At 71.4% G+C, this 14,819-nt stretch carries 15 protein-coding genes and 1 pseudogene; 6 read left to right on the forward strand and 10 right to left on the reverse strand.

Going from position 1 to position 14,819, the window contains the following annotated elements:
• The first annotated feature begins 78 nt into the window (after positions 1 to 78).
• Entirely contained in the window at positions 79 to 1,278 is a 1,200-nt protein-coding gene (locus CP978_RS05205; protein WP_376697912.1) for a hypothetical protein, read from the forward strand.
• Between the two features lie 105 nt (positions 1,279 to 1,383).
• Positions 1,384 to 1,668 (forward strand): hypothetical protein, encoded by a 285-nt coding sequence (locus CP978_RS05210; protein WP_227745325.1) that lies wholly within the window; start codon positions 1,384 to 1,386, stop codon positions 1,666 to 1,668.
• A 72-nt stretch (positions 1,669 to 1,740) separates the two neighbouring features.
• On the opposite strand, the gene CP978_RS05215 is transcribed toward CP978_RS05210, so the two are convergent.
• Complete coding sequence (locus CP978_RS05215) at positions 1,741 to 2,205, reverse strand: TIGR03668 family PPOX class F420-dependent oxidoreductase (protein ID WP_043437927.1); 465 nt, start codon at positions 2,203 to 2,205, stop codon at positions 1,741 to 1,743.
• A gap of 282 nt (positions 2,206 to 2,487) precedes the next feature.
• On the opposite strand from CP978_RS05215, the gene CP978_RS05220 reads away from it, so the two are divergent.
• Together CP978_RS05220 and CP978_RS05225 are read left to right on the forward strand one after the other, a co-directional pair.
• Complete coding sequence (locus CP978_RS05220) at positions 2,488 to 3,006, forward strand: inorganic diphosphatase (RefSeq protein ID WP_052454024.1); 519 nt, start codon at positions 2,488 to 2,490, stop codon at positions 3,004 to 3,006.
• A gap of 62 nt (positions 3,007 to 3,068) precedes the next feature.
• On the forward strand, positions 3,069 to 3,413 hold the full coding sequence (locus tag CP978_RS05225) for a hypothetical protein (RefSeq protein WP_043437928.1): 345 nt from the start codon (positions 3,069 to 3,071) through the stop codon (positions 3,411 to 3,413).
• A gap of 40 nt (positions 3,414 to 3,453) precedes the next feature.
• On the opposite strand, the gene CP978_RS05230 is transcribed toward CP978_RS05225, so the two are convergent.
• The 6 genes and pseudogenes from CP978_RS05230 to kdpF form a co-directional block, all read right to left on the reverse strand.
• On the reverse strand, positions 3,454 to 3,849 hold the full coding sequence (locus tag CP978_RS05230; protein ID WP_043437929.1) for a luciferase domain-containing protein: 396 nt from the start codon (positions 3,847 to 3,849) through the stop codon (positions 3,454 to 3,456).
• Between the two features lie 103 nt (positions 3,850 to 3,952).
• A pseudogene (locus CP978_RS05235) lies at positions 3,953 to 5,769 on the reverse strand (APC family permease).
• A 105-nt stretch (positions 5,770 to 5,874) separates the two neighbouring features.
• Entirely contained in the window at positions 5,875 to 6,540 is a 666-nt protein-coding gene (locus CP978_RS05240) for a potassium-transporting ATPase subunit C (protein WP_043437930.1), read from the reverse strand.
• Between the two features lie 5 nt (positions 6,541 to 6,545).
• Complete coding sequence (gene kdpB, locus CP978_RS05245; RefSeq protein WP_043437932.1) at positions 6,546 to 8,645, reverse strand: potassium-transporting ATPase subunit KdpB; 2,100 nt, start codon at positions 8,643 to 8,645, stop codon at positions 6,546 to 6,548.
• A 35-nt stretch (positions 8,646 to 8,680) separates the two neighbouring features.
• Positions 8,681 to 10,345 (reverse strand): potassium-transporting ATPase subunit KdpA, encoded by a 1,665-nt coding sequence (gene kdpA / locus CP978_RS05250; protein WP_043437933.1) that lies wholly within the window; start codon positions 10,343 to 10,345, stop codon positions 8,681 to 8,683.
• A 32-nt stretch (positions 10,346 to 10,377) separates the two neighbouring features.
• Entirely contained in the window at positions 10,378 to 10,467 is a 90-nt protein-coding gene (gene kdpF / locus CP978_RS05255) for a K(+)-transporting ATPase subunit F (protein WP_037727062.1), read from the reverse strand.
• A 415-nt stretch (positions 10,468 to 10,882) separates the two neighbouring features.
• Between kdpF and CP978_RS05260 the strand changes: the two genes are divergently transcribed.
• Positions 10,883 to 11,437 carry a hypothetical protein gene (locus CP978_RS05260; protein ID WP_227745326.1) on the forward strand — a complete coding sequence of 185 codons (555 nt, stop codon included), beginning with the start codon at positions 10,883 to 10,885 and terminating at the stop codon, positions 11,435 to 11,437.
• Between the two features lie 36 nt (positions 11,438 to 11,473).
• On the opposite strand, the gene CP978_RS05265 is transcribed toward CP978_RS05260, so the two are convergent.
• The 3 genes from CP978_RS05265 to CP978_RS05275 all read right to left on the reverse strand — a co-directional run bounded on the left by CP978_RS05265 (position 11,474) and on the right by CP978_RS05275 (position 13,828).
• The gene (locus CP978_RS05265) at positions 11,474 to 11,947 is read right to left on the reverse strand and encodes a nuclear transport factor 2 family protein (protein WP_043437940.1); all 474 of its coding nucleotides are present in this window, start codon (positions 11,945 to 11,947) and stop codon (positions 11,474 to 11,476) included.
• Positions 11,948 to 12,071: 124 nt separating this feature from the next.
• On the reverse strand, positions 12,072 to 12,884 hold the full coding sequence (locus CP978_RS05270; protein WP_052454528.1) for a lysophospholipid acyltransferase family protein: 813 nt from the start codon (positions 12,882 to 12,884) through the stop codon (positions 12,072 to 12,074).
• Between the two features lie 173 nt (positions 12,885 to 13,057).
• On the reverse strand, positions 13,058 to 13,828 hold the full coding sequence (locus tag CP978_RS05275; RefSeq protein WP_043437941.1) for a GNAT family N-acetyltransferase: 771 nt from the start codon (positions 13,826 to 13,828) through the stop codon (positions 13,058 to 13,060).
• A 391-nt stretch (positions 13,829 to 14,219) separates the two neighbouring features.
• On the opposite strand from CP978_RS05275, the gene CP978_RS05280 reads away from it, so the two are divergent.
• Positions 14,220 to 14,792 (forward strand): hypothetical protein, encoded by a 573-nt coding sequence (locus CP978_RS05280; RefSeq protein ID WP_043437943.1) that lies wholly within the window; start codon positions 14,220 to 14,222, stop codon positions 14,790 to 14,792.
• Positions 14,793 to 14,819 lie beyond the last annotated feature (27 nt).

A 14,819-nucleotide genomic window follows, 5' to 3' on the forward strand; every position in this document is an offset into this window, starting at 1 on the left:
CGTACGGCGCTGATATACGACCCGACCATGGTCAAACCTCACGTTGCGGACGGTACGCCGGTGCCGCAGGGTCGAGTGGTGAGCGCACTCTCGCCCACCCCCGTCGAGAAACATGCCGGGGGCGCCCGTGGCGTACGCCTTCCCCTGCGTAACCGGCTGCTGCCCGGCGCGGCGACGGCACTCGCCCTGTTCGCCGGTGTACGGCTGGCCGGGATCGCCGCGATCGTGCTGGCGAACCACCTCTCCGGCCGGCCGGCGCTCAGGAGCCTGGCCCACTCCTGGGACTCCCGCTGGTATCTGCACATCGCCGAGTTCGGCTACGGCACCCGTGCCCATGTCCTCGCCTCCACCGGTGCCGTTCAGCGGGACTGGGCGTTCTTCCCGCTCTACCCGGGACTCATCCGCGCCCTGTCCACCGTGCTGCCGCTCTCTCCGGGCGCGGCCGCCCTGCTGATCGCATGGAGCGCGGCGGGCGTGGCCGCGTACGGCATCTACGCGATCGGCCGACTGCTGTACGGACGAGCCGTGGCCACCGCGCTCGTCGGTCTGTGGGCCTGTCTGCCGCACTCCGTCGTCCTGGGCATCGCCTACACCGAACCGCTGCTCACCGCGCTGGCCGCCTGGTCCCTGTATGCCGTGCTGAGGGACCGCTGGCTGTGGGCCGGTGTGCTGGCCGCGCTCGCGGGCCTGTCCCGGCCCACCGGGTTCGCGGTGGCCGGGGCGGTGTGCGCGGCGGCCGGATGGGAGATCGCCGGCAGACGCGGCCGCGTTCCGTCCGGGCTGTGGTGGGGGGCCGTCATCGCCCCGCTGGGCTGGGTGGGGTTCGTCCTGTGGGTCGGGGACCGTACGGGCGATCTGCTGGGCGGCTACTTCACGGTGCAGCGGGCCTGGGACTCCCGCTTCGACTTCGGCGCCGGTTCGCTGCACTTCCTCAAGTCGCTGCTGCTGCACGGCGGGCGGATCGTCTACCCGCTGGCCCTGGTCGTCGTCGCCACGGCGGTGGTGCTGTTCTGTCTGCTCTGCGCGGACCGCGCGCCCCTGCCCCTGGTGGTCTACGCCGGGATACTCCTGCTGATCACGATCTGCGGCTCCGGGCCCTATGCGTCCAAACCCCGCTTCCTGGTGCCTGCCTTCCCGTTGCTGCTCCCGCTCGCGCTCGCCTGCGGCCGCAGCTGGCGGGTGCGCCCCCGGAACGTCCTGCTGCCGGGCGGGGCCCTGGCCCTGACGTCCGTGGCCTACGGGACCTATCTCATGACGGGCGGCCACACCCCGCTGTGAGCCGCCGTCGCCCCGGCCGCGGTCCCCCCGGGGCCGCAGGACCGCCCCGCTGTCTGGCCCGCGGCGATGCGGGTACCCGGGGAGGCGTCGGCACTCTCTGGGGAGATGACTCGGATGCTGCTCATCGGACTGTTCCTCCTCGCGGCAACCGCCGCCTTCACCGTGCTGGCGATCATCGGCAATCTGGCCGGCGGCCCCCACTACACCGTGTCGGTGCTGCACCATGTGATCGCCACCATGAGCGCCCTCGCCATCTTCGCGGCGGGCCTCGCCCTGGCGCTGATCTTCACGCTGGGCCTGGCCACGGCGATGATCGGGATGCTGCACCGACGTCACCGGCACCGGACTCCGCGGCACGCGGCGCACGTGGGACCGGGGCCGATGAGATGAACGAGCCGGACACCGCCGCCCGGCACACCGGTCCCCGCGGCCGGTGACGCCGGGCGGCCCGGCGCAGACCCGTCACCCCGTCGTGCGGGGTTCGCCGGAGGCGCGCCAGCCGCTCCAGCGGTGGACGGTGATCAGAACCACCGGTCCGTCCGGCGGGACGTCCCGGTACTGGGGGTATTTCCGTGCGAGCAGCGCAAGAGCGGTCCGGCGGGCGTCGCGGTCCTGCTCGTCGGCCGCGTCCGGCCACACGGTGCGGGCGCCCCCGTCGGCCCGCGCCCACCACAGCCGTTCCCAGTCCTCGTCGTACACGTCCACCAGCAGGGACACGGCCGGAGTGACGGCGACATTGCGCAGCCGCTTCAGCCGCGGGGAGCTCTTCGGCTTGCGGTCCACGGCCGTCACGATCCCGTCCTCGCCGTGCCGGGCGAAGACCATCGGCACCAGATGGGGGCGCCCCTCGGGATCCACCGTCGCGAGCCGTGCGACCCTGGCCCCGGCGAAGCACCGGCGCGCCTCGTCCCGAGTCATCCGCGGCACTGTCGCTCCTCCTCGGGTCTCCTCCTGCGGGTCCTGCGGGCCGCCCGGGCCGGTGGATCCGGCGATCCGTCGGTCCCCTCCCGTTGCTCCTCCGGCGCGGACGGGTACCCGGAGCCCGGCCCCTCACACCGTTTCCCGGCCGGGGCGGGGGGACGGGGCGCACACTGGAAGGGCACATCCGTTCGCGGCGGGCGCACCCGTGGACCGCCTGTCCACCTCCCGGCAGCCGCCCGGCCGTCCGGACCAGGAGCCCCCGACGGCCGACCGGGCAAGGAGGGTGTCGTGGAATTCGACGTGATCGTGGAGATCCCCCAGGGTTCGCGCAACAAGTACGAGATGGATCACGAGCGGCATCGGATGCGGCTGGACCGGATGCTGTTCACCTCCACCCGCTACCCGGCGGACTACGGCTATATCGACCACACGCTCGGCCGCGACGGCGACCCGCTCGACGCCCTCGTCCTGGTCGGGGAGCCCACCTTCCCCGGCTGTGTCATCGAGTGCCGTGCCGTGGGCATGTACGTCATGAGGGACGAGAAGGGCCCGGACGAGAAGATCCTCTGTGTGCCGGCGCACGACCCGAGGTACGCGGCCCTCCAGGACATCGACGACGTCCCCGCCTTCGACCGGCTGGAGATCACCCACTTCTTCGAGGTCTACAAGGACCTGGAGCCCGGCAAGTCGGTCGAGGGGTCCCACTGGGAGGGCCGGGAGCCGGCGTACGGCGAGATCGAGAGGTCCCGCGAGCGCGCCGCCGGGGACCGACGGTCCCGGGGCGGCGTGGGCCACGCGCCCATCTGAACGGGGCGGGGGAGCAGCACAGGGCCGACCGGGAAAGGGGCGGCCGAGAAAGGAGCAGCGTCATGACGGCCGATTCCACGTCCGCCTCGACGACGTACACCTTTGTGTGCGGAGACTGCGGACGCGTCTGGGACGCTTCCTTCCGGATCACGCTCTTCACCGACCCGAGCGGTCGTCCCTCCCGGGTGTACGTCGACGAGCGGGGACGGGTGCTCAGATCACCGCTGGACCATACGGTCTGTCCCAGCTGCGAGGGGCACAAGGTGCATGTGCTCTCGCCCGACCTGGCCGCCCGGGCCCACGCCGCCGAGCGCGCAGTCCACCGGCGCCGTACCCCTCATCTGCACCTTCCGCATCTGCGGCGCTCCTCCCCGGCCGGGCAGCCGCACGAGCCGCCGCCCGCGTAGGGTCGTGCGTCCGGATCGGGCCGGGCCGCCCCCGGTCCGCTCAGCCGTAGACGCCCTGGCGGCCGCGTGGCAGGACCGTCACCCGGCGGTAGTTGCATCCCGCGGCCGGGCCCGAGGGCACCGGCCGCATCTGGTGTGCCTGGAGGGCGACGCTGACCAGGCTCAGCAGCAGGTCCACATCGGCGTCGCAGTCCAGGTGCACGGTCACCCACCGCGAGCCGGGCACCATCCGGATCGCGGTCGACACCGCGAGGTCCCGGGAGATGCGCTGGATGGCCCGGCTGGTGAGATGGAGGTCCGCCTCATGACCACTGTGGAAGTGGACGATCTCGCTGTGCGGCGAGCGAAGTGCCCGCCCCGTGCCGCAACTGGCCGGACCCGCCGTGAGGTCGGGCCAGGCGTCGAGCCGCTCCAAGGCGCGCTGGGCCAGAGTCATGCACCCATCGTCGTCCCCTTACTGCACCGACACCAGAGGTTGTGGGTTCCGTAACCGGGACGTGAGATTGACTGGACACGGTCAATCCTGCCCCGGGGTGGTCTCACACGCTCAGCCGGTACGGCAGCATGCACACCACGACGTCGGTACGGGCCCGCAGTACGGCGGCGAGCAGCAGACCGCGCTGGTTCTGGAGGATCTCGTAACGGCGGCGACGCGGTTCGACCTCGGGGATCAGCACGAAGACCTGGCGTCCGTCCCCGGCCGCCCGCTCCACATACGCGACGATCGGCTGGACCAGGGAGCGGTGGGGGCTGTCGATGACATCGAGCCGTACGCCCGGGTTCCAGCGGTCCCAGGCCTCCTGGAGGGCGCGGGCCCTGCCCGGGTCCGACTGGACGGCCACCACGACCACCTCCCCGCCCAGGGCGACGGCGGCGCTCACGGCGCGCTGGGCGAGCTTGCTGACCTCGCCCAGCGGGACGATCACCAGGCTCCCGGGGGGCGGGGCCGGCGGGCCCGGGATCCGGCCCAGGCCCAATTCCTCGCCGACCTCGCCGTAGTACCGCTCGATGCGGGCGAACAGCAGCATCATCAGCGGGACGGCGATCACGACCACCCAGGCGCCCTGGAGGAACTTCGTGGTCAGCAGGATGACGGCGGCGAGGGCGGTGAGCAGCGCCCCGATGCCGTTGATCAGTGCCCGGTGTCTCCATCGCCCCGGCCGCTCGGTCGCCCAGTGCCGTACCAGGCCCAGCTGACTGAGTGTGAATCCGATGAACACACCGATCGCGAAGAGGGGATCAGCCGGTGCGTGCCGGCGTCGACCGCGATCAGCAGCGCCGCGGCCAGCAGCCCCAGGGCCACCACGCCATGGCGGTAGACGGGGCGTTCGGCGCGCAGCCCGAACAGATGGGGCAGCCGGTTGTCCCGGGCGAGCAGGCTCATCAGCACCGGCAGTCCGCCGAAGCTGGTGTTGGCGGCGAGGAGCAGGGCCAGGGTGACGACGAGGTTGGTGGCGTAGTAGGCCCAACCGGTGCCGAAGGCACCGGCCGTGAGCTGGGCCAGCACCGTGACGTTCCCGCGCGGGGCGACATGGTCACGGCGGATGAGCACCGCCAGGCCGATCAGCATCAGCGCGAGGAGCGCGCCCAGCATCAGTTCGGTGCGCTGGGCGCGCTTGACCCGGGGGGCGCGGAAGGTCGGTACGGCGTTGGCGATGGCCTCCACCCCGGTCAGCGCCGAGCAGCCGGAGGAGAACGCCTTGAGGATCAGCAGGATCCCCAGCGTCTCCTGCGCGTGGAGGGGTTGCGGGGTGCCCACGACGGCCGCCGGGTGCGAGCGGGCCAGCCCTAGGACGACGACGCCGAGCACCGACACCACGAACAGCGCGGTCGGCAGCATCAGCACCCGGGCGCCGGCGGTGATGCCCCGTAGGTTCACGGCCGTCAGCAGGGCCAGTCCGATGAGGCAGATGACGAGCTTGTCATGGGCGAGGGAGGGGAAGGCGGACGCAAGCGCGTCGGAGCCCGCGGCGAGGCTGACGGCGACGGTGAGCACATAGTCCACGACCAGGCTGGCCGCCGCGAGCAGACTCACGGTGGGACCCAGGTCCCGTTTGGAGACGGCGTAGGCCCCGCCCCCGTCCGGGTGCACGGCGATCACCTGGCCGTACGACACCACGAGCACCGCGAGCAGGAAGGTGATCACCAGCGTGATGGGGAGGGTCGCGGTCAGCGCCCCGGTGCCGGCTGCCACCAGGGCCAGCACGATCGCCTCGGGGCCGTACGCCACCGAGCTGAGAGCGTCCAGCGACAGCGCGGCCAGGCCCTCCAGGCTGGTGAGGTGGTCCTTCTCGCCCTCGCCCGGACGCAGCGGCACTCTGGGACGGAGCTCACGTCGTGCCAGGCCATACGCCATCGGGACCTCATCGGGGCTGGGCGGACGGTCGGCAACAGTGTCCCCTGGCCCGTCCGCCCGCGCGCCCGGGGCTGCGGCAGGTGAGCGACCGGGCGCGCCGGACGGTCAGTGTCCGCCCGTCAGCTCCCCGAGCGCGGTGTTGAGGGCCAGGACGTTCACCCGGGGCTCGCCCAGGAAGCCGAGGGTGCGGCCCTGGATGTGCTCGTCGACGAGATTCTGCACCCGGCTGACGGACAGTCCGTTGCGCTCGGCGACCCGGTGGACCTGGAGGTCCGCGTACTGCGGGGAGATGTCCGGGTCCAGGCCCGAGCCGGAGGAGGTGACCGCGTCGGCGGGCACGTCGGAGGGCCTGACCGGGTGGCCGGGCACCGAGTTGTCCCTGACGACCGCGGCCCTGGCGGCCTCGACCTGCCGGAGAAGGACCTTGCTGTCGGCGGCGAGGTTGGTGGCGCCGGAGACCAGCAGGCGATAGCGGGTGTTCACGCTGTTGGTGCCGAGGCCGTGCGCCGGGCGGCCCTGGAACCATCGCAGGTCGGGCCGAGGGGTCCCGCCCTTCGCCGACGGAAGGTCATAGGGCTGTCCGATCAAGGAGGAGCCGACGACCTTGCCTCGCGCGTCGACCTCCGATCCGTCGGCCTTGTGAGGGAAGAGCGCCTGGGCGACGCCCGTGACGACCAGCGGGTAGATGACGCCTGTCACCAGGGTCAGCACCAGGAGGGCGCGCAGGCCCGCCCCGAGCAGCCGGGCGATGTTCGTGACCGTCTGGTTCATGCCGATCAGCCGATTCCGGGGATGAGGGAGAGGAGCAGGTCGATGATCTTGATGCCGATGAACGGGGCGATCAGGCCGCCGATGCCGTAGATCGCGAGATTGCGGCGGAGCATCCGGTCGGCGCTCATCGGGGTGTACCGCACTCCGCGCAGGGCGAGCGGCACCAGCGCCACGATGACCAGCGCGTTGAAGACGACCGCGGACAGGATCGCGGAGTCCGGCGAGGACAGCGCCATGATGTTCAGCTTGTCCAGGCCCGGGTAGACCGCGGCGAACAGCGCCGGGATGATCGCGAAGTACTTGGCGACGTCGTTGGCGATGGAGAACGTCGTCAACGCGCCCCGGGTGATGAGCAGTTGTTTGCCGATCTCGACGACCTCGATCAGCTTGGTCGGGTTGGAGTCAAGGTCGACCATGTTGCCGGCCTCCTTGGCGGCCGAGGTTCCGGTGTTCATGGCCACGCCCACGTCCGCCTGGGCCAGCGCGGGCGCGTCATTGGTGCCGTCACCGGTCATCGCGACCAGCTTGCCGCCCGCCTGCTCCCGTTTGATCAGCGCCATCTTGTCCTCGGGGGTGGCCTCCGCGAGGAAGTCGTCGACACCCGCCTCCTCGGCGATCGCCTTGGCGGTCAGCGGGTTGTCCCCGGTGATCATCACGGTTTTGATGCCCATGCGGCGCAGTTCGTCGAAACGTTCCCGCATGCCGTCCTTGACGACGTCCTTGAGGTGGATCACGCCGAGCACCCGGGCGCCGTCCTCGTCCTTCAGCGCGACCAGCAGGGGTGTGCCGCCCGCCGCGGAGATCCGGTCGGCGATGCCGTCCGCGTCCTCGGCGGCCTCCCCGCCCTGCTCCCGTACCCAGCGGATGACCGAACCGGTCGCGCCCTTGCGGATCCTGCGCCCGTCGACGTCCACGCCCGACATTCGGGTCTGGGCGGTGAAGGCGATCCACTCGGCCCCGGCCAGCTCGCCCTGGTGCCGCTCGCGCAGCCCGTACCTCTCCTTCGCCAGCACCACGACGGACCGGCCCTCGGGCGTCTCGTCGGCCAGCGAGGACAGCTGGGCGGCGTCGGCGACCTCGGCGGCGGTGACCCCCTGCACGGGCAGGAACTCCGCGGCCTGGCGGTTGCCGAGGGTGATGGTGCCGGTCTTGTCGAGCAGCAGGGTCGAGACATCGCCCGCGGCCTCGACCGCCCGGCCCGACATGGCCAGCACATTGCGCTGCACCAGCCGGTCCATGCCGGCGATACCGATCGCGGACAGCAGGGCACCGATGGTGGTGGGGATGAGACAGACCAGCAGGGCCACCAGCACCACCATCGTCAGACGGGTGCCCGCGTAGTCGGCGAACGGCGGCAGGGTGGCGCAGGCGAGCAGAAAGACGATGGTCAGCGCGGCCAGCAGGATGTTCAGCGCGATCTCGTTCGGCGTCTTCTGCCGGGCCGCGCCCTCGACCAGGCCGATCATCCGGTCGATGAAGGTCTCACCGGGCCGGGTGGTGATCTTGATGACGATGCGGTCGGACAGCACCTTGGTCCCGCCGGTGACCGCGGACCGGTCGCCGCCGGACTCACGGATGACCGGCGCCGACTCACCGGTGATCGCCGACTCGTCGACGGAGGCGACGCCCTCGACGACATCACCGTCGCCGGGGATGACGTCGCCCGCCTCGCAGACCACCAGATCGCCCACCCGCAGATCGGTGCCCGGCACCGCCTCCTCGCTCCCGTCCGTCAGGCGCCGGGCGACGGTGTCCGTCCTGGCCCGGCGCAGGGTGTCGGCCTGGGCCTTGCCGCGGCCCTCCGCCACGGCCTCCGCCAGATTGGCGAAGAGCACGGTGAGCCAGAGCCAGACGCTGATCGCCCAGCCGAACCAGTCACCGGGGTTCTTGATCGAGAAGATCGTGGTCAGCACCGAGCCGATCCACACCACGAACATCACGGGCGATGTGACCATCACCCGCGGGTCCAGCTTGCGGACGGCGTCCGGCAGCGAGGTGACCAGCTGCCTCGGTTCGAACAGGCCCGCGCCGACACGGCCCTCGGCGGCCTTGTGCCCGGTGGGTACGTCGCTGTGCGGCGCCCGGGTCGGGGTGGGTGTGGACATGGGGCCCTCGTGGTTCCGGTTTCCGCTGCGGACGGTCATGACGCCAGCCCCTCGGCCAGCGGGCCCAGCGCCAGCGCCGGGAAATAGGTCAGACCGGTGATGATCAGGATCACGCCCACCAGCAGGCCGGTGAACAGCGGCCGTTCGGTGCGCAGGGTGCCCGCGGTGACCGGCACCGGCTTCTGCTCGGCCAGCGAGCCGGCCAGGGCCAGCACGAACACCATCGGCAGAAAGCGGCCGAGCAGCATCGCGAGCCCGGTCATGGTGTTGAACCAGTCCGTGTTCGCGTTCAGCCCCGCGAAGGCCGAGCCGTTGTTGTTCGCCGCGGAGGTGAAGGCGTACAGGATCTCGGAGAACCCGTGCGCCCCGGTGTTGAGCATCGAGTGCCGCGGGGTGGGCAGAGCCATGGAGAACGCGCTGAACACCAGCACCAGCGCCGGGGTGATCAGGATGTAGACGGCCGCCAGCTTGATCTCGCGGGAGCCGATCTTCTTGCCCAGGTACTCGGGCGTGCGGCCGACCATCAGACCGGCGATGAACACCGCGATGACCGCCATGATCAGGATGCCGTAGAGACCGGACCCGGTGCCGCCGGGCGCGATCTCGCCCAGCATCATGCCGAGCAGGGTGATACCGCCCCCCAGCCCGGTGAACGAGGAGTGGAAGGAGTCCACCGCGCCGGTCGAGGTGAGGGTCGTGGACACCGCGAAGAGCGACGAGGCGCCGACGCCGAAGCGGAGCTCCTTGCCCTCCAGCGCACCGCCCGCGAGCCGCAGCGCCCCCTCGTGATGGGCGAACTCGGTCCACATCATCAGGGCCACGAAGCCGACCCAGATGGTGGCCATGGTGGCGAGGATCGCGTAGCCCTGCTTCACCGAGCCGACCAGGACGCCGAAGGTACGGGTCAGCGAGACGGGGATCACCAGCAGCAGGAAGATCTCGAAGAGATTGCTGAACGGGGTGGGGTTCTCGAACGGGTGGGCGCTGTTGGCGTTGAAGTAGCCGCCGCCGTTGGTGCCCAGCTCCTTGACGGCCTCCTGGGACGCGACCGCGCCGCCGCGCCACTGCTGCGTCCCGCCCATGAACTGCCCGACCTCATGGACACCGGAGAAGTTCTGGATCGCGCCGCACGCCACCAGGACGACCGCGGCGATCGCCGCGGCCGGCAGCAGGATGCGCACCACACCGCGGACCAGATCGGACCAGAAGTTGCCCAGTTCTCCGGTGCGAGAGCGCGCGAAGCCGCGGACCAGCGCCAGGGCGACGCACATGCCGACGGCCGCCGAGACGAAGTTCTGCACGGCCAGCCCCGCGGTCTGCACCACATGGCCCATGGCCTGCTCACCGGCGTAGGACTGCCAGTTGGTGTTGGTCACGAAGGACACGGCCGTGTTGAACGACTGCGCCGGGTCGATCGAGGAGAAGCCGAGCGACCCGGGAAGCACACCCTGGATCCGCTGGAGCAGATAGAGGAAGAGGACACCCGCGGCGGAGAAGGCGAGCACCCCGCGCAGATACGAGGGCCAGCGCATCTGGGTGTCGGGGTTGACACCGATGCCCTTGTAGATCCACTTCTCGACGCGGCCGTGCCTGCCGGAGGAGTAGACCCTGGCCATATAGGTGCCGAAGGGGGCGTGGACGAGTGCCAGTGCCGCTATCAGCGCGAGCGCCTGAAGTGCGCCGGCGAGGACGGGACTCATGTCGCCCGCTGCCCGGACAGCTGATGTCACGGTCAGAACCTCTCCGGGAAGAGCAGGGCGAGGACGAGATAACCCAGCAGGGCGACGGCCACGACCAGGCCGACGATGTTCTCGGCGGTCACAGCTTCGCCACCCCTCTGGCGACGAGCGCCACCAGCGCGAACACCGCGATCGTGGTGACGACGAAGGCCAGATCGGCCATCGTGAACTCCTGGAATGAGGTGCGGATCGAGCAAGGACGGTTCGAGGGAACCGCCTTTCCCCAGGGATTCGGCTTCCGTTGACGGGTCCCTTACGAGGCTGTCGACGTCTTTGACGGGACTCTTACGGACCCGGCGGCGGCCCGTTGCCAGGCGCGACCGCGCGGTACGGGTTTTCGCCGGAACAGCCGCGACCACCGGGATCGGCGGGGGGCGTGAGGGCCGCGGGGACCGGGCACTGCGACGGCGTCAAGAAGCGCCGCGGACACGTCAGAGTCGCGTCAACACCGGCCCTGTGCCCGGTCCCGCCCCGCCGTGGGCGCCTACCGTCGGTGGTGTGGAAGGCCGCGACGTACGACCCGGAGCCACGGGTGCGCCCGCACTCCGGCCCGACCGGACGGTGTACGACCGTCACTGGGCCGCGGAGCTGCACAGCGCCGTCCGCTGGGCGCTCGCGCTCCTCGCCGCACTGTTCCTGCTCGACTGGGGTTCAGGGGACGGCACTGCCTGGCGTGCGGTCCTGTGGTGCGGACTGTCGGCGCTGCTCTTTGTGCTGCTGTGCCCGCGCCGGGTGTCCGCGGGCAAAGGCTGGCTGGCCTCCCGTGGGCCGCTGGGCACCCACCGGGTCCGTACCGACCTTCTGGTGTCGGTGCGGTTCCTGGACGGTGTGGCACGGCGCCTGGTGCTGCGGGACGCCCTCGGCGGACGGGTGGAGCTCGATCCCCAGGTGCTGACGGACAACCCCGGCCTGTGGTACCGGCTGTCCGAGGACGCCCGGAAGTCGGCGGACGGGGGCACCCTGCTGTGCGGGGCCGGGGCCCTGCACCGGGTCCAGGAACGGATCGACCGCGAGACCGCGCTGGCGGTGTTCAAGGTCTCCGGGATGCGGTAGGTCCGCCGCCGACGCGGCCGTCCGGCGGGTGAGGGGTCACAGCCCCAGATCGCTCAGGCCCGGGTGGTCGTCGGGGCGGCGGCCCAGCGGCCAGTGGTAGAGGCGCTCCGACTCCTCGATGGGCAGGTCGTTGATGCAGGCGTGGCGCCGCAGCATCAGACCGTTGTCGTCGAACTCCCAGTTCTCGTTGCCGTAGGAACGGAACCAGGTGCCGGAGTCGTCATGGCACTCGTAGGCGAAACGCACCGCGATGCGGCGGCCGTCGAAGGACCACAGCTCCTTGATCAGCCGGTACTCCAGCTCCCGCCGCCACTTGCGGGTGAGGAAGGCGACGACCGCCTCTCGGCCGTCGATGAACTCCGCGCGATTGCGCCAGTGGGAGTCCACCGTGTAGCCGAGGGCCACCTTCCCCGGGTCGCGGGTGTTCCAGGCGTCCTCCGCCAGCCGCACCTTCTCGAGGGCGCTCTCCCGGGTGAAGGGAGGGAACGGGGGGCGTGCTGCGTCCGTCATGTGGTCTCCGTTCCGTACGGCCCCGCGGAGGACGTGCGTGCTCCGCCGGCGGCCACCGTATGAGAACGGTCATTCTCGGGCAGGGGGACCCGGCCGGTACGGGTACCCGCGGTCACGGCTCCCCTCAGGGGTGAGCGGGGTGGTCCGGATGGGGGTCGTGCGGGAGGTCCAGCGCCTGCTGGGCGGCCAGCGCGAGGGCGCGCCGGTCGGTGCCGGTCTCCCCCGTGAGCACCGGGGTGACCCGGACCTCCGCCACCAGCCGGCGGGCCGAGGCCACCCGCCACAGGGAGGTCAGCAGCGAGTCGCTCCCCACGAACGCGGGCGCGGTGCTCGTGGGGCCCCCGTCGTACCGGTAGTGGAGACGGACCGGCTGCACGGGGACGTCCGCGTCCAGCGCCGCCTGGAAGGCGGCCCGCCTGAAGTACCCCTGGGCCCGTCCGCACCAGGTGCTCCCCTCGGGGAAGACCACGACCGCCGACCCGGCGCGCAGTCCGTCCGCGATCCGGGCGACCGTGGCGGGCAGCGCCCTCAGCCGGTCGCGGTCGATGAACAGCGCACCGCTGCGCGCGGTCAGCGCGCCGGCCACCGGCCACTGCCGGATCTCGGTCTTGGCGAGCATCCGGCCGGGACGGACGGCGGCGAGCAGCGGGATGTCCAGCCAGGAGATGTGGTTGGCGACCATCAGCAGTCCGCCGTGCCGGGGAGCGGCCCCGGTGATCCTCACCTTGACGCCCACGACGCGCACCACCGCACGGCACCAGGCCCTGATGGTCCGCTCGCGCGGGGCCGCGGGAAGCAGACGGACCACCGGGAGGAGCACCGTCCCGGCGACCACCAGGAGCAGCACGGCCGTGAGCCGGAGCACCGCGTGCGGTACGGCCGCCGTCGGCTCGGTGGCCGCCACGCAGGCCTCGGGCGAGCACGGGGCGCTGGGCAGCCAGACGGAGGCGACCGGGCCGGACCCGGTGGTGCCAGGGGCCTCGCCCGCCTCCGGGCCCGCCGGGAGCTCCGTCGCCCTCGCGCCCGGCACCGCGGTGCCACGGCGCACACGCGGTGCCGGCACGGGACGGACGGTGTCCGGTACCCCGATCCGGGAGGTGCCCATGACGCTCATGCCGGGACCAGCGAGAGGAAGTGCCGCAGATAGCGCGAGTTGACCCGGCGCATCGACAGCAGGACATAGAGGTCGGCGACGCCGAAGTCCGGGTCGTGGGCGGGCTCCCCGCAGACCCAGGCGCCCAGGCGGAGGTAGCCGCGCAGCAGCGGGGGCAGTTCGGTGCGCCCGGCCGGGGCCTCGGTGCCGGGACGCCAGGGGAGCAGCGGCCGCACCCGGTACTCCTCGGGGGCCAGATGCTTGGTCCGCACCCGCTCCCAGGTGCCCGCGGCGAGGGCGCCGCCGTCGGCGAGCGGCAGGGAGCAGCAGCCGGCCAGCCACTCATGGCCGCCGTCGACCATATAGCGGGCTATCCCCGCCCAGATCAGCCCGATGACCGCGCCGTCACGGTGGTCGGGGTGGACACAGGAGCGGCCGACCTCGACGAGCCCGGAGCGGATCCCGTCGAGCGGCCCGAGGTCGAACTCCCCCTCGGAGTAGAGCCGTCCGGCGATCACGGCCCGCTCCGGCGGCAGCAGCCGGTAGGTGCCCACGACCTCGTCGGTCACCGTGTCCCGGACCAGCAGATGGTCGCAGTAGGCGTCGAAGGGGTCGATGTCGAGGCCGGGCTGGGGGGTGGACAGCAGGGCGCCCATCTCTCCGGCGAAGACATCGTGGCGCAGCCGCTGGGCGGCCCGGACGTCGGCCTCGTCACGGGCGAGGGTGACGGTGTAGCGGGTCGGTGCCACGGGCTGTGGGGGGCTGGCGAGGGCGGTTACGCCGGTCATGGCTCACTCCTGGTCACGGGCCGGTTCGGCGGTGCGGCAGCGGACCGGATCGGTTGCGGTCCGTGCGCTCCTGTTCTTCCGATGCCGGTTGGCGTGCGCGTGACCGTGGCCAGGAGAAGGGATGTGGGGATGTTGAATGCCCGGGGTCGGTGCCCGGTGGCCGGTACCCCGGTGGGCGCGAACGCGCAGGTGAGCGCGGGCGCGAGCACGGAAGTGAGGGCGGACCGGCGGGTCCGGCGCAGGATCCCCGGGAGGTTCTCGCACCGCAAGCACTCTAAGGGGTGTCTGACACATGGGGGCGCGAGAAGGAGTGGATGCGACGGCGCCTTGATCCTTTCGTTCCGTGCCTGTTCAATCAGCGCGAGTCTCAGCTGTCTCCAGAGGGGCGACCATGCCGTTCAAGACCGAAGCCGATGTCGGAGTCGCCGAACGGGAGGAGTGGTCCTATTCGCCGGCTGTCGGGGTCGGACCGCTCCGGTTCGGTATGCCCGTCGGCGAAGTGGTCGAGGCGGCTGAGATGCTCGGCCGGACGAAGGTCAGCGAGAGTGCGCGGGACCACGCGATCTTCTCGCCGACGTGGAGGATCGAGGTCCACCGTCGCGGCGCTGCTCCTTCTCCGCCTGCCGTCACGGTCTATGTGAGCCAAGCTGCGGGGCTGTTCTGCGTTGCTGCCGACGCCGTGCACGGTCCCCAGGTCGTGTACGACGGACTCTCGCTGGTCGGGAGAGACCTGTCGGAGCTGGAGCGCGACGCGATCGCGCATGCCCAGGCAGTGGACGGGCACTTTCGCTACACGCCCGAGGGCTACGCAGGACCGGATGATCCCGGGGTCGTCATGCGCGCGCAATTCGTCGGGCAGGTCCTCCGATCGCGTCCCTTGTTCATGGTGACGCGCGACGGCGCGAATACCGAATGGGACTCGCTGCCACACGAGGAGTACCGCAACGGTCAGTTCCACGCCTGATGTGCCGTCTGGGGGGCGCCCGGCCGG

Source organism: Streptomyces nodosus (assembly GCF_008704995.1).
GTDB lineage: Bacteria > Actinomycetota > Actinomycetes > Streptomycetales > Streptomycetaceae > Streptomyces > Streptomyces nodosus.

Coding starts and splice junctions, on each gene's coding strand:
- CP978_RS05210 (WP_227745325.1), top strand. CDS start 1,384: ATGACTCGGATGCTGCTCATCGGACTGTTCCTCCTCGCGGCAACCGCC.
- CP978_RS05225 (WP_043437928.1), top strand. CDS start 3,069: ATGACGGCCGATTCCACGTCCGCCTCGACGACGTACACCTTTGTGTGC.
- CP978_RS05230 (WP_043437929.1), bottom strand. CDS start 3,849: ATGACTCTGGCCCAGCGCGCCTTGGAGCGGCTCGACGCCTGGCCCGAC.
- CP978_RS05240 (WP_043437930.1), bottom strand. CDS start 6,540: ATGAACCAGACGGTCACGAACATCGCCCGGCTGCTCGGGGCGGGCCTG.
- kdpB (WP_043437932.1), bottom strand. CDS start 8,645: ATGTCCACACCCACCCCGACCCGGGCGCCGCACAGCGACGTACCCACC.
- kdpA (WP_043437933.1), bottom strand. CDS start 10,345: ATGAGTCCCGTCCTCGCCGGCGCACTTCAGGCGCTCGCGCTGATAGCG.
- CP978_RS05265 (WP_043437940.1), bottom strand. CDS start 11,947: ATGACGGACGCAGCACGCCCCCCGTTCCCTCCCTTCACCCGGGAGAGC.
- CP978_RS05275 (WP_043437941.1), bottom strand. CDS start 13,828: ATGACCGGCGTAACCGCCCTCGCCAGCCCCCCACAGCCCGTGGCACCG.
- CP978_RS05280 (WP_043437943.1), top strand. CDS start 14,220: ATGCCGTTCAAGACCGAAGCCGATGTCGGAGTCGCCGAACGGGAGGAG.